This window comes from Paludibacter sp. 221 (assembly GCF_010501035.1).
Lineage (GTDB): Bacteria > Bacteroidota > Bacteroidia > Bacteroidales > Paludibacteraceae > QVMH01.
Genome location: NZ_QVMH01000035.1, coordinates 15,925 through 29,748 on the forward strand (window position 1 = coordinate 15,925; position 13,824 = coordinate 29,748).

General features: G+C 41.1%; 12 protein-coding genes and 1 tRNA gene. 5 read left to right on the top strand and 8 right to left on the bottom strand.

Annotation, left to right across the window (positions count from 1 at the left end):
- The first annotated feature begins 21 nt into the window (after positions 1–21).
- The 3 genes from D0T49_RS08360 to D0T49_RS08370 all read left to right on the top strand — a co-directional run bounded on the left by D0T49_RS08360 (position 22) and on the right by D0T49_RS08370 (position 2,800).
- On the top strand, positions 22–1,239 hold the full coding sequence (locus D0T49_RS08360) for a lamin tail domain-containing protein (protein ID WP_163630283.1): 1,218 nt from the start codon (positions 22–24) through the stop codon (positions 1,237–1,239).
- A gap of 102 nt (positions 1,240–1,341) precedes the next feature.
- Complete coding sequence (gene tyrS, locus D0T49_RS08365) at positions 1,342–2,637, top strand: tyrosine--tRNA ligase (protein WP_163630286.1); 1,296 nt, start codon at positions 1,342–1,344, stop codon at positions 2,635–2,637.
- Positions 2,638–2,729: 92 nt separating this feature from the next.
- Positions 2,730–2,800 (top strand) — tRNA-Gln (locus tag D0T49_RS08370).
- Between the two features lie 261 nt (positions 2,801–3,061).
- On the opposite strand, the gene D0T49_RS08375 is transcribed toward D0T49_RS08370, so the two are convergent.
- The 5 genes from D0T49_RS08375 to D0T49_RS08395 all read right to left on the bottom strand — a co-directional run bounded on the left by D0T49_RS08375 (position 3,062) and on the right by D0T49_RS08395 (position 7,762).
- Positions 3,062–3,979, bottom strand: coding sequence for an NAD(P)-dependent oxidoreductase (locus D0T49_RS08375; RefSeq protein ID WP_163630287.1), 918 nt, complete (start codon positions 3,977–3,979; stop codon positions 3,062–3,064).
- Between the two features lie 27 nt (positions 3,980–4,006).
- Positions 4,007–4,390 (bottom strand): four helix bundle protein, encoded by a 384-nt coding sequence (locus D0T49_RS08380; RefSeq protein ID WP_163630289.1) that lies wholly within the window; start codon positions 4,388–4,390, stop codon positions 4,007–4,009.
- A gap of 20 nt (positions 4,391–4,410) precedes the next feature.
- Positions 4,411–5,478 carry a 3-phosphoserine/phosphohydroxythreonine transaminase gene (serC, locus tag D0T49_RS08385; protein WP_163630291.1) on the bottom strand — a complete coding sequence of 356 codons (1,068 nt, stop codon included), beginning with the start codon at positions 5,476–5,478 and terminating at the stop codon, positions 4,411–4,413.
- Positions 5,479–5,677: 199 nt separating this feature from the next.
- Positions 5,678–6,646 carry a lysylphosphatidylglycerol synthase transmembrane domain-containing protein gene (locus D0T49_RS08390; RefSeq protein ID WP_163630293.1) on the bottom strand — a complete coding sequence of 323 codons (969 nt, stop codon included), beginning with the start codon at positions 6,644–6,646 and terminating at the stop codon, positions 5,678–5,680.
- Positions 6,647–7,258: 612 nt separating this feature from the next.
- Positions 7,259–7,762: a GtrA family protein gene (locus tag D0T49_RS08395; protein WP_163630295.1), complete on the bottom strand. Its 504-nt coding sequence runs from the start codon at positions 7,760–7,762 to the stop codon at positions 7,259–7,261.
- Positions 7,763–7,921: 159 nt separating this feature from the next.
- Here D0T49_RS08395 and rsmA point away from each other — a divergent pair, with 159 nt between their 5' ends.
- Together rsmA and corA are read left to right on the top strand one after the other, a co-directional pair.
- A complete protein-coding gene (gene rsmA / locus D0T49_RS08400; protein ID WP_163630297.1) occupies positions 7,922–8,704 on the top strand; it encodes a 16S rRNA (adenine(1518)-N(6)/adenine(1519)-N(6))-dimethyltransferase RsmA in 783 nt (260 codons plus the stop codon).
- Positions 8,705–8,768: 64 nt separating this feature from the next.
- On the top strand, positions 8,769–9,725 hold the full coding sequence (corA, locus tag D0T49_RS08405) for a magnesium/cobalt transporter CorA (RefSeq protein ID WP_163630299.1): 957 nt from the start codon (positions 8,769–8,771) through the stop codon (positions 9,723–9,725).
- Between the two features lie 80 nt (positions 9,726–9,805).
- Here corA and D0T49_RS08410 read toward each other — a convergent pair whose 3' ends face one another.
- From D0T49_RS08410 to D0T49_RS08420, 3 genes are all read right to left on the bottom strand, one after another.
- Positions 9,806–10,309, bottom strand: coding sequence for a metallophosphoesterase (locus D0T49_RS08410; RefSeq protein WP_163630301.1), 504 nt, complete (start codon positions 10,307–10,309; stop codon positions 9,806–9,808).
- 15 nt (positions 10,310–10,324) lie between these two features.
- A complete protein-coding gene (locus D0T49_RS08415) occupies positions 10,325–12,571 on the bottom strand; it encodes a S8 family serine peptidase (RefSeq protein ID WP_163630303.1) in 2,247 nt (748 codons plus the stop codon).
- Between the two features lie 185 nt (positions 12,572–12,756).
- The gene (locus tag D0T49_RS08420) at positions 12,757–13,683 is read right to left on the bottom strand and encodes a cation diffusion facilitator family transporter (RefSeq protein WP_163630305.1); all 927 of its coding nucleotides are present in this window, start codon (positions 13,681–13,683) and stop codon (positions 12,757–12,759) included.
- Between the last annotated feature and the right edge of the window lie 141 nt (positions 13,684–13,824).

A 13,824-nucleotide genomic window follows, 5' to 3' on the forward strand; every position in this document is an offset into this window, starting at 1 on the left:
TCGAAAAACTCTATTTACTTCATGAAAACAAATTTTCTCCTTAAGGCATTTTTATGCTTCATATCCTGTTTCCCATTTCTTTTTGCAACTTATTCCGGCATTTATATTAACGAAATCAGTGGTAACGAAAAATGGCTCGAAATCTACAATTCGGCTGATGAGGCTGTGGATATATCTAAATATGTTATTCTGAAAATTGACGAGGCGGGGCTGTATAATGAATGGCAGATTCCGGCAGGTACGGTAATCTCTGCAAGAGGTTTCCTAAGCTGGCAGCGCGATAAGGACAATACCGATGGCTCTACTTTTACCTGGGGAATATCAGCTAAAAAGGATGTGGCGTTTGAACTTTATGATAAAAACCAAAAGAAAATTGATTATTTTGAAGTGAAATCCGACCTTTATTCGGAGGGATTTTTCCGTACTGTAGGACGTGAAACTGATGGGGCAGATAAATTGGTGATTTTCACAAACGGCGGTACAAAAAATGCAAGCAACAACAATGGTACGAAGCAGGAGCCTACGGCGAATCCGAAAAAAATCTTTATAAATGAAATAAACGGCAATAGATATAATGCTGCCGGCGAGATGCAGGAAAAATGGCTTGAAATATACAACGCCGAGGATGCCCCCGTGGATATATCTAACTTCTACGTACAGAAAATAAATGAAAAAGGTTCGGTAAATAACTGGTTTATACCCGAAGGGACTGTTATTGATGCAAAGGGATTTCGGGTGTGGGAGCAGGATTCGCTTGATACCGAAGGACTGACATTTACCTGGGGAATATCGGCGAGAAAAGACCTGACACTGCGTATTTTCGACTTTAATGGTACTATGCTTGACGAGTTTATTGTGGACGCAGACGAGGGAGACAAACTTTACTCGGAAGGGGAAGGACGTACTGTAGGGCGTAAATATGATGGGGCTGACGAAGTTATTGTGTTTGCGAACAATGGTACAAAAGGAGTTTCTAATAGTTCTTCTCCGGGAAATTCAGATGAAACAATAAGTTTTGACACCGTTTGGGCATATAGTGCTTCTAAAACGCTTTATTTGTCAGAGAGAGTAAAAACCTTAGTTGTTTATAGTATTACCGGGAATTTAATATTGAATGGGCAGACAGAGTTAGCAAATAAAGAAATCAATTTGCATTATTTGCCCGATGGAATTTACCTGCTGAAGATGACGGATGGAAATAATCAGGAGAAAATTCAGAAAATAGTATTGAAGAATTGATTTGATAATACGGGGCAGCAATGATTTGTATTGATATAAAAAGTCGTATCTTTGCGCCGATATAAATAATTCTTAATCTTTAAAAATAAATTAATTGCATCGATGAATTTTGTAGAAGAACTACAATGGCGCGGAATGATTCATTCCATCATGCCGGGTACTGAAGAACAATTAGCAAAAGAAATGACAACTGCGTATGTGGGTATCGACCCTACGGCCGACTCGCTCCACATCGGCCATTTGGTTAGCGTTATGATGCTAAAACATTTTCAACGTTCCGGACATAAGCCCATCGCTTTGGTTGGAGGTGCAACCGGAATGATTGGCGACCCGTCATTGAAATCGGCCGAGCGCAATCTGCTTGATGAAGCTACGTTGCGCCACAATCAGGAATGTATTAAAAAACAGTTGGCAAAGTTTCTGGACTTTGACAGCGACGCGCTAAATGCTGCCGAGCTGGTGAATAATTACGACTGGATGAAAGATTATTCTTTCCTCAATTTTATCCGCGATATTGGTAAACACATCACGGTAAACTACATGATGTCTAAAGACTCTGTAAAAAAACGCCTGAGCAGTGAGTCGACAGAGGGAATGTCGTTCACTGAGTTTTCATACCAGTTGTTGCAAGGTTACGATTATCTTTATTTATATCAAAACAAGAATTGTAAGCTCCAGATGGGCGGTTCCGACCAATGGGGCAATATTACTACCGGCACGGATATGATTCGTCGTAAAACGGGTGAAAACGACGCTTTCGGGTTGGTTTGTCCCCTTATAACTAAAGCCGATGGCGGTAAATTTGGAAAGACTGAAAGCGGGAATGTTTGGTTAGACCGCCGTTATACTTCACCTTATAAGTTTTATCAGTTTTGGCTCAATGTAAGTGATGCTGATGCCGAGAAATATATAAAAATATTCACAGCGATTGAACGTGATGAAATAAACGACTTGGTGGCCGGACATGCGGCGGCTCCGCATCTGCGTATTCTGCAAAAACGCTTGGCGAAAGAAGTTACTGTTATGGTACACTCTATCGAGGACTATGAAGCAGCGGTTGAAGCATCTGAAATCTTATTTGGTAACTCAACAGCGCAAGCCCTGAAACGCTTGGACGAAGAAACTCTTTTGAGTGTATTCGAAGGCGTTCCTCAGTTCTACATTTCGAAAGACGAGTTGGGCGGAGGAATAAAAGCAATCGAACTATTAACAGATAAAGCTGCTGTTTTCCCATCGAAAGGTGAAATGCGAAAAATGGTACAGGCTGGTGGTGTAAGTTTGAATAAAGAAAAACTTGCTGACCAGGATATGATAATAACTACGGAAAATCTATTGAACAACAAATATTTATTGGCTCAGAAAGGGAAGAAAAACTATTTCCTTCTGATTGCAGAGTAATATTTTTAGAAGATTTTTCAGGAAAAATTTGGGCAAAATAAAAAACTATCGTATCTTTGCCCCGCTTTTGAGAGAAAGCAACATATTGGTATTGTCCCATGGTGTAATGGTAGCACTCCTGGTTTTGGTTCAGTCAGTCTAGGTTCGAATCCTGGTGGGACAACAAAAAATCTCTGTAATTCAATTGATTACAGAGATTTTTATTTTTTAGTACGTAAAATAATACGGAAATTCTTTGGCTCACCGTAAGAAGTTGAGGGATTTTAGGGCATTCGACCGACTGAGCGAAAAGGTGCTTGCCAACTTAACCGAATATACTAAACTCATGGCAAAAAACGAATAATGTTTTGATGCGGTGGATCGAAAAAAGGTGTCCTTGTTGGGGACACCTTATTTGTTAGTGTTTTTGTGAAGGAAGTGACGATTAATTTACTCTGAATTTTTCGTCTCCGTTCAGTATGAATCCTACTATTTGCTGAGCAGCAGCTATACCTGCATTGATATTTGCTTCGGCAGTTTGTGCTCCCATTTTTTTCGGAGTTGAGAAATAACGGGCAGCAAATTTTTCCTGCATTTCGGCATGGTTGCCCGGCAGTATATCGGTTACGTATTTGAAATCGGGACGGGATTCCATGAATTTTACCATCTCGGCTTCGTTTATTACCTCTTTGCGTGCCGTATTTACCAGTACTGCCCCTTTAGGCATGTTCGACAAAAGTTCGTAATTAATAGAACCTTTTGTTTCGGCCGTTGCAGGGATGTGCAATGAAATGATGTCGCAGGTAAAATATAATTCTTTTTCAGAACCTAATGCTACTACTCCGTCGTTTTCCATTACCGAAGCAGGTGCATAGGCGTCGAAAGCGTAAATATCCATTCCAAAACCTTTGGCAATACGGGCTACATTGCGTCCTACATTTCCATAGGCGTGGATACCCAGTTTTTTGCCTTTAAGCTCGGTGCCCGATGTGCCGTTGTAGAAATTGCGGATAGCATATACTAAAAGCCCGAAAACAAGTTCCGCCACAGCGTTCGAGTTTTGTCCCGGTGTGTTCATTACGCAAACGCCAGCTTTAGTCGCTGCTTCCAGGTCTACGTTGTCGTATCCTGCTCCCGCACGCACTACTATTTTCAGGTTTTTAGCTGCTTTTATTACTTCCGCGTCAATTATATCGCTACGTATGATAATAGCGTCAACATCGGCTACAGCATCAAGCAGTTGTTGCTTTTCGGTATATTTTTCGAGCAGAGCCAACTCAAATCCGGCTGCTTCTATTTCTTTCCTTATACCATCTACCGCCACTTTGGCAAATGGTTTATCTGTTGCAATCAGTACTTTCATAAGAAAATAATTATTAATTATCAATGTTTAATTATTATTGGCATTTTGTTTTAATGCCGATTTCTTTGTTTTTATTATTGTTGTTAACAACTTAATAATCTCTGTACAGTCGAAAAGTAAAGATTCATATTCTTTTTCCGAAATATAATCAGCAGCATATAATAATTCTATCCAATAAAGAGTTTCAGATGTTTCTTTTTGTGCAATTGCTAATTTATGAATGAAATCTAAAGCAGATTCCGCATATTTTCCTTCTGCAATATTTGCTCCGATAGAAGTTCCTGATCTGAGAATTTGTTTCGAAATACAGAACTCTCTTTTCTCGTTGTAAAGATGTTTGTGTAAATTAATTACTCTTAGAGCGAAATCAAAACTTTTCTTTTCAATAGTATTTTCCCGATTTCTACTCATTAATAATTAATAACTAATAATTAAAAATTATTTTCAAATTCTTTCATGCAGTCTACCAATGCTTGTACGCTTTCCATTGGGCATGCGTTGTAGATAGATGCGCGGAAACCTCCTACCGAGCGGTGACCTTTTATTCCTACCATGCCACGCTCTTTGGCAAATGCCATGAAATCGGCTTCTTTGTCTTGGTATCCTTCTGCCATTACGAAACATACGTTCATCAGCGAGCGGTCTTCTTTTGCTGCTGTCCCAACAAACATTTTGTTGCGGTCTATTTCGCCGTAAAGCAATTCTGCTTTTTCTTTGTTGATTTTGTGCATTGCTTCCAGTCCACCCAGTTCTTTTACCCATTTCAGTGTTTCGTGCATCACGAAGATTGGGAATACAGGAGGTGTGTTGAACATTGAGCTTTCTTTGATGTGTGTACGGTAGTCGATAATAGTAGGAATCTGGCGTCCTACCTTGCCTAAAATATCTTCGCGGATAATAACAAAGGTAACTCCGGCAGGGCCTACGTTTTTTTGTGCGCCGCCATATATCATAGCGTATTTCGAAACGTCTACCGGACGGCTCATAATGTCGGACGACATATCGGCCACAAGGTTTACCGGGCTGTCTATATCCGTATGTATCTCTGTTCCGTAAATGGTATTGTTGGTTGTTATGTGGAAATAATCCGCATCTGTAGGGATAGTATAGTTTTTAGGTATGTAACTGTAGTTTTTGTCTTCCGAGCTTGCAACTATCTCCACATCTCCAAACATTTTTGCTTCTTTGGCAGCTTTTTTCGCCCATACGCCTGTTTGCAGGTAAGCAGCTTTTTTATTCATAAGGTTGAAAGGAACATAACAAAACTGGGTACTTGCACCGCCTCCGAGGAAAAGCACTTTATACCCTTCGGGGATGTTTAGCAAATCTTTCCAAAGTTGTTCGGTTTCAGCCATAATACGCTCCCAGCCCGGTGTGCGGTGGGAAATTTCTAAAATACCGATACCTGTTTCGTCGAAATTTTTGATAGCAGCAATAGCCGATTCGATTGCTGACTTTGGCAGTACGCATGGTCCCGCGTTAAAATTATGTTTCTTCATACAGCAAATATATATATAAGTGTTTAGTTCGTAGATTACAAATGTAGTGCTTTTTTTATTATTACGCTTAGAGCTTGTTTAAATTTTACTCGCAAGATAAATTTTGGTAATTTTTTAGGGAAAAGACATATTCAGAACTGTAATAATTTCTTTGTGGAAAATTCAAAACAATATCTAACTGTACACTTGAGCTTATTGGTCAGTCTTGCTGTGCTTGCTTCGAGGGTTTGTACTTCGATTGCAACAAAATAACCGAGCCGGAGAGAAGCGGAATTACCCAGTTTACAAACCAAATAGCAACGCCGGCAAGGGCAATATTCACCGTTTGCCCCGAAAAAAATCCGATGATAAACACGGCGTATGAAGCCCTGATAACGGCTTCGGAAAAGGCAAAGGAAGGGGTGAAGGTTACGAACAGGTAATTTGTAGGGATAGCCAGTAGAGCCTGCCAAGGAGTAAGCTGTACGTCGAAAAACGATAGCATGAAATAAAACTGGGTAGAGAAAACCACATACCGGACGAAGGAAATCAGAATGACTTTTAGCAGGCTGATAGTAGAATAACCCGAAAGACAGTCGGTAAAGTCTTTAATCTTTGCACCAAAACGCGTATTGCCCGATTTCACACTTATGCGCGGGAGATAAAAGTAGAAAACAGCCAGTATTATTAATAAGAAAACGCACAGTGTTATATAAAGCCATACGTTGGGGAAGGCATTGGTATGGGCTGAAAAAAACAAAATGCACGCCGGAATACCGCAAAAAATAATAGTAAGGTTTTGGGTCAGGCTGTTCAGAAGCGATAATGTAACTCCCGGCTTGTAATTGTGCGATTCCAGAAAAAGCACCCTTCCCACCAAGTCGCCAATGCGGTTGGGGGTGAAAAAACCCGTTGTAATCCCAGCCAATACACTTTTGATTGCCGTTTTGAAACTTATTTTTTCGATGTTGGCAACTATCACTTTCCATTTGAGGGCTTCCAACGCCCAGTTGAGCGGTAAAAGCAGAAAAACTGCTGCCAGCCACCAGAATCGCGTAGGCGGAGTTTGCCGCCATTGTACGATAAACTCGTCGTATTGGTCGAACGATATCAGTTTGTAGGCGAGGTAGGCGAGGGCTGCCACTACAAATACCCATTTTATGATAGTATATATGTTCTTTTTCGACATCCGGTTTGTAGAATCAATTTATTGCTTCACTATACATAGGTTCGGTTAGATTACAGATAGAGACACGGAGTTAATTATTATTTTAAACACGGAGACACCAAGACACGGGGACATTAATTATTAGTTATTAATGTTTAATTATTATTTCCGTATAGCGGCTTAAAGTCCGCTTTACGGATAAATTATGTTCACCTTTTTCCTCATTCTGATTTCCGATTTCTGAATTCTTATTTCTTATCCATATTTGGCGCAAGTCTGTGACTTGTGACTATGTTTTTTTGCAGTTTTAAACTGCATTTGTTTTCGGCACAAGTTACACTACGTTAAACTTGCGCCATTTGGGGGAGAGGATTGTTGTTTTACGTTTAAAACGTAATCCCCATTTAACCCCTCGTTACAAACGAGGGGAAGGAGGTATTGCTGTTCATTCACGTTCTTTGTGCTTCTTTTGTTCGCTTTTCTTTATCGGGCGAAAGATTTTTCGCCCCGACATCTGTCAATACCTTTTGCAAAGCCGGAGCTTTGCTTCTATCAGCGGCAGTAGCGGGACGCTACGCCGAACGTAGGGGAGTAATAATTAAACATTGATAATTAATAATTAAATCCGTGTCTTTAGTGGCTTTCTTTCTGAATTTTGAATGTAAATTTATTTTGAAAAACGTAACTTAATATTACGGTTATAATTGTAATAATCATTTTGGACGGGGTAGGGAAAACGTGCAATACATCTACCAGCAGTTTCAATCCTAAGTAGTTTAATACAAGGTTGGTGGAAACAACTAAAAAATAACGGAACAACTGTACACGCCCCCTTAGCTCCGAAGCCGAAAATGTGACATACTTTTGTAACAAAAACCCTGATAAAGTTGTTATAGGAAAAACGATAACAAGCGAGGCTATGTGTGAACTCAGCGTGACGAAACCGAGGTCGAGCATTTGCTTGCACAATACGAAATGGAAAACAACGAAATACAGTACCCAGTCGAATGCCATATTAGCCCCGCCACACGCAGCATAACGAAACAACTGAGGAGACATCAAGCGGCGAAAAGGAGGATAAAAAAAATCAATTACTTTCCGGAGCCATTCTCCTATTTTCGTAAAAAGTTTTCGCATTCCAACAAATATAACTACTTTTGTACTCGGAAACTGCGTTCTTGCTAAACGCAATTCTGCAAAGATACAATTTATTTTTACGAATAAAAGCTAAACATTTTTGCTGTTTATTAAAATTATCGAAGTATAAATTCATCATGCCCGACGACCACCAGAAATATGACCGAAGTAAGAGCGAAAAAATACTTGGGACAGCATTTCCTAAAGGATATGGAAATAGCCCAACGTATCGCCGGGAGTTTACCTCTCAGCGGTAAGACTGATGTGCTCGAAATTGGTCCCGGCATGGGCGTACTCACACAATTTCTGCTTCAAAATCCACAAGTAAATCTAACAGCCGTAGAGCTCGATACCGAATCGGTCGGGTATCTTCATTCGCATTATCCTCAGCTAAAGGTGATTGAGGCCGATTTTCTGAAACTTGATTTGAACGAAATTTTTCCGGGTAATTTTTATATTATCGGCAATTTTCCTTATAACATTTCGAGCCAGATACTTTTCAAACTGCTCGACTATAAAGATAAAATACCTGCATTATCGGGCATGTTTCAGAAAGAAGTGGCCGAGCGCATAGCCTCGCCAGCCGGAAAAAAGGCATACGGGATATTGAGCGTGCTGCTACAGGCTTTTTATACTATCGACTATCTATTCACGGTATCCGAACACGTTTTCGACCCTCCGCCTAAGGTCCGCTCGGCTGTTGTTCGCCTTACCCGTAATGAAGTGCAACATCTCGATTGCGACGAGAAACTCTTCAAAACGGTGGTGAAAACAGCCTTCAACCAGCGACGTAAGACCTTACGTAATTCATTGAAGCCATTAGTAGAAAAAGGCAATTTGATGTACGATGATGTGCTTTTCGATAAGCGCCCTGAACAACTGGACGTACACGCATTTGTCAGATTAACGAACATGGTGGAAAAAGCTCAACAAAACAATTAACCTTCGGCACGTTTGGACAGTTAGTTTTCCGGTGCCGGTAAAGTAAAGAAGGAGGAAAATTATCATGTCGGAACTAAGAATATTTTACCACGAAGATGGTAGACTGCGAATCTCAAGAAGCATAGGGCTGCTGAAAAAGGTAGATTTAAAGGACGTTATCTGGATTGACCTGAATGATGTGTCGGAAGAAGTAGAGAATGAGCTGGAGCAATTCCTTAAAATTTATATTCAGGAAGACGAAGAGATTGAAGAAATCGAGATGAGTTCGCGCTACATCCAAACGGACGACAGCCTTGTGGCAAACTCTAACTTCCTGTTGGATAATTATACGCTTGAGCCTGTTTCGTTTATTCTGAAGAATGATATACTGGTGTCGGTGCGCGACGAGGAGTTGAAATCGTTCAACGAAACTATCAAAAAATTATACGCAAATACCAAGAATTTTCCTACGGGGCAGCATGTGCTTGTGTCGTTGCTCGAAACCCGGGTGGAGTACGACGCGGACATTATCGAAGATATTACCGACCAGATTACCTTATTGAGTAAGTCGATGAGCACTACAAGCGAGGATAAACCGCTGGGCGAAGATATACTGATTGAGATAAAGGACCTGCAGGAAAAGGTGATGATTATCCGTCAGAACATTATGGATAAGCAGCGTGTAGTATCTAATATGCTGAAAGGGAATTTTTTTCACAAAGACCTGCAACCCCGCCTCAGCATGATTATTAAAGACATTAACTCGCTTTTCGAATATACCCGTTTCGGGTTCGACAGGCTGGATTATCTACAGGATACATTCCTCGGTTTGGTTAATTTACAGCAAAGTAAAATTATCAAAATCTTTACGGTGGTATCGGTTATTTTTATGCCTCCCACGCTCATTGCTTCCATTTACGGAATGAATTTCAAAGTAATGCCCGAACTGAACTGGCAATGGGGGTACGCATTCTCGATAGGAGCTATGCTGCTGTCGGTTGCGTTTGTTCTCGTTTACTTTAAACGGAAAAAGTGGTTGTGATACTTAGACGCTGTTTTGAAGTGTTCTGACAAAAATGTTGTTATTAAGTTTCAGAGGATGAGACTTGTAACTTGTAACCATTATTCGGGTTGTTTGGCTTTCAACTCAATTACTTCCAGCTCTTGTATTTTATCTCCATCAACTTCGAACCTCAACAGGGTTTGGACTTGATGGAAACCATATTTGCCCGCAGCACCGGGATTCATGTGCAGTAGGCCAAGAGTTTTATCGTACTTTACTTTGAGTATATGGGAGTGTCCTGATATGAACAGGTTGGGCGGATTGCGGAATATATCAGGGCGTACAGAGGGGTCGTACTTGCCCGGATAGCCCCCTATGTGGGTTATCCATACTTTTACATCTTCGCACATGAAACGGTTATGCTGCGGAAATATACTGCGTATTTCGTAACTATCGATATTGCCCCACACGCCTCGTAGCGGTTTAAACTGGCGCAAGCGGTTTACCACCTCCAGCGAGCCCCAGTCGCCCGCATGCCATACCTCGTCGCATGTGTCAAAGTATTTGAATACCCGTTCGTCGAGTATTCCGTGAGTGTCCGAGAGTAGCCCTATCCGTTTCAAAACTTAGTTTTTTTATCAGGGCAAAATAAAACGCTGGTTTTTAGCTTTCAGATTATCGCCCTCGAACTTGATAATGTAAACCCCACCTCCTAATTTCGACAGGTCAACCGATGTATATGTGGTTCCGTTCTGAAAGCTTTTGCTGAAAACTCTCTGCCCATTCATATTATAAACGTGCATTTTTATATTTTTGGCTTCTTGGTTGAGAAAGCGTAGTGGTATTCTTCTTGCCTTCATATCATCTATGCTGGGCATGCAAAATATATCACCATGTACCTCTATCGAATCGGTAATGATGTTCATGTTAAGACATTCTTTTACTCCTTGCCACGCATCTAATTTTCCATACCCCCACGTGGTGTTTCCTTCTGTCGGTATGGTTCCGGTATAGCTGTCCGATATGGATGCACTTGATAAAATACTTCTTACATCTTCGGGAGTCAAATCGTTTTTTGCCTGCAACCACATGGCTAAAACTCCTGTAACATAAGGAGCCGACATGGATGTTCCCTGCATGGCTCCGTAATGATATTTTTTGTCGCCAACTACATTCTCGCTTACTGTCTGAAAGCGGTAATCATTGAGTGTCGCCGATGCTCCGGAGAAAGACGATACAAGTATTGAGCCCGGTGCGGTAATATCCGGCTTTATTCTACCGTCGACAGTTGGGCCTTTGCTCGAAAAATCTGCAATTTCGTTTAATGTCTGTTCTTGCAATGTTGTAGTAGTGCCTGCTGTGTTTATTATAGATTCTTTTGATGCATATGCGCCTACGGAGATAATTCTTTTGCCTGTTCCTCCTATTTCGCCTGCGGAGTAAGACGAGTTGCCATCTACCCAGCCATCTACGTTCCTGCCTTTGAAGTACGACCAATAATCGTCGGCCCAAGCATGTACAGTGCCATCCGGTGCGCTAATCTTTAACCCTACATAATGGTTTGATTTCAAGTCGGTGAGTTCCACCACTACAAGTGCATTTGCTTTATTGTTCACTTTGTTTTTTTCCGAGTATATCTCTACTATACCTTGTGCCCCGTGTTCGGCTGTATTCAGGGTATATGTTTTTTCATTTGTTTGTAAGGCATTTATAACGTCGGAAGTAAAGAGCAGCTCTTTTTCTGATGAATTTTTGTAAACCACTACTTGTACAGTATAATCTTTGTTGGCTTCGCCCCATATATCGGCCCAGCCATATCTGTCATAACTATAGTTGAAGTAGAAAAATGTATTTAAAGAATTATCGGTAGGAGTAAATGTTTTGGAAACATGCAATTGGTCTTTACCTTCGTTGCCTACCGAGCCTACAAGCAAGCGTCCTTTCCCCTGCATGTCGTCGCTGGTTCTGTCGAAAAACGAAGTTCCATCGTGAGGCCCTACGTGAGTGCCCAGACTTAAGTTTACAACACAGGGTTTGCCCACCGCCTCGGCGTAGTCGTAAATGTATTTTATCCCGTCGGTTATTGTTACGTTGGTTTGGTCGCTCATATCGTTGCTTACAAAGACAAGGTCGGCAGCGGTGGCAATTCCGTAGTACGGGTTTTCGTTACTCATATCGGCACCCGCAGCTATTCCGGCAACGTGCGTCCCGTGTGTTTCTTTTTGGTCGTCATAATTTGCCGCTAAAATGGCAGAAGATGTTTTATATTCCGTGCCATAATCGTATCCCTGAGGAGATGTTCCGGTACTTGCATTCTGATCCCATACTCTCTTTATGCGTAATTCATTGCCTGCTATATCATAAAAATTCCGATGGGTATAGTCGAACCCTCCGTCTACCACTCCTACCACTACTCCGCTACCATCAAAAAAAGAAGTTATGCCCGTTCCTGCTTGTACCTTATCTACATTTGCCGCTATGCGTGCCTTATCCATCTTTTTTCTTACGGGGATTCCTATCTCTATGCGCTTTACTTCGGGCAATAGGGACACGGTTTCCAGCATTCCGGCCGGAATCTGAGCTGTAACGATGTTAATATCCGTATGTACGGAGTTTATTTTTACACCGTATGTAGTTAGTATATCGGGCGATATGCCTTGATTCAGTTCAATGTAAACGCTTACGTGCTTATCTTGTCCATTGCTTTTTTTTACGGCAAAGCGTTTTTGTAGTTTTCTTTCTTTAAGAGTATCTTGGTCCGAACTGTTTGCCGATGATATGAAGTGTGCTGTGAAAGGCGATAACTTACCTTGACGGAATGCTTCCTCTTGTGCAAAAACCGATATGGAAACAAAAAGTAATAACCCGAATAAAATTTTTTTCATGTTTATTTTTGCTCTTGATATACTCTTGTTTGACTTTTGCCGAAGGCTATCTATGTTCGTAGTTGTACCTGACGGAAAACAAGCGTATTTTACTTAAAATGAAGATGCAAAGGTATTGTTTTTCTGTTAAAAATCAGCTTTTTTAAATAAATCTCCGGAAAGAGGTTTTTTGTGACTTGGGTTTTTTATTTGGTTTCGCGGGTTATGCCAAATCTCTCTTCGGGCAGATGTGTCCCTTTCGGCTCTACATGCACTACGATGTCGTAAATATTTTCGATTGATTCCCTGATGCTTTTTTCGGCTGATTCGGCAATGCTGTGCGCTTCGTTGAGGGTGATGTTGCCATCTGCTTCTATATCAAGAACTATCATGTACAAATTGCCTATCTGGTGCGAGCGTACACGGTGCGGATTGCTTGCTCCGGGTACTTTGTCGATAGCTTCGAAAATTTTGTCGTACACGGTTTCGTCCTTTACACCGTCCATCAACTCTACGTTGGAATCCATAAAGATATTGAAAGCCGACTTTATTATAAAAACACTTATAATCAATCCTGTTATCGAGTCGAGAATGGGTAATTTGAAAATGAAAGTGAACAGAAGCCCCACTAACACCCCAACTGATATAATCACATCGTTGCGCATATTTACGGCATTTGCCCTCAGCATGGAACTGTTGATTTTTTTACTTTGCTTGTACTGATAAAGTGCTAAAATCAATTTGCCTATTATGGAAAAGAGGGTGACGTAGATTGCCAGCATTTCGGGCATTTCAGAGCTTTCGGGAGAGAATATCCTTTTTGCGGATGATATGAGCATTTGCGCTCCTGCGTAGAATATAACGAGCGAAAGTATCTTGGTGGCAATGCCTTCGGCTTTTTCATAGCCATATACGTACTTCCGGTTGGGAGGGCGGTTCATTATTTTGGCTGTGATAATCATTACAATGGAGATAATGACATCTGTAGCCGAATCGATACCATCTCCGATAACAGCCAAACTGCCTGATATACCCCCAACTGCTATTTTTGCCGCAGATAATATCCCGTTGCCGATGGTGCTAACCCACGAGACTTTGACTAAGGTTTTTTCGCGCTGTCCGGAATTTTTCATTTGAATTTTCTTGAATAGAGTTTATATTCAATAGTTTATTGTAAAGCTGATTTATAAATCATAACAGCATTAAAAGCTCCCGTAGGGAGCAAAGCTTGGTAATATGCAGTTACTCGATAATCCGGCGTGCCGTAGGTACGC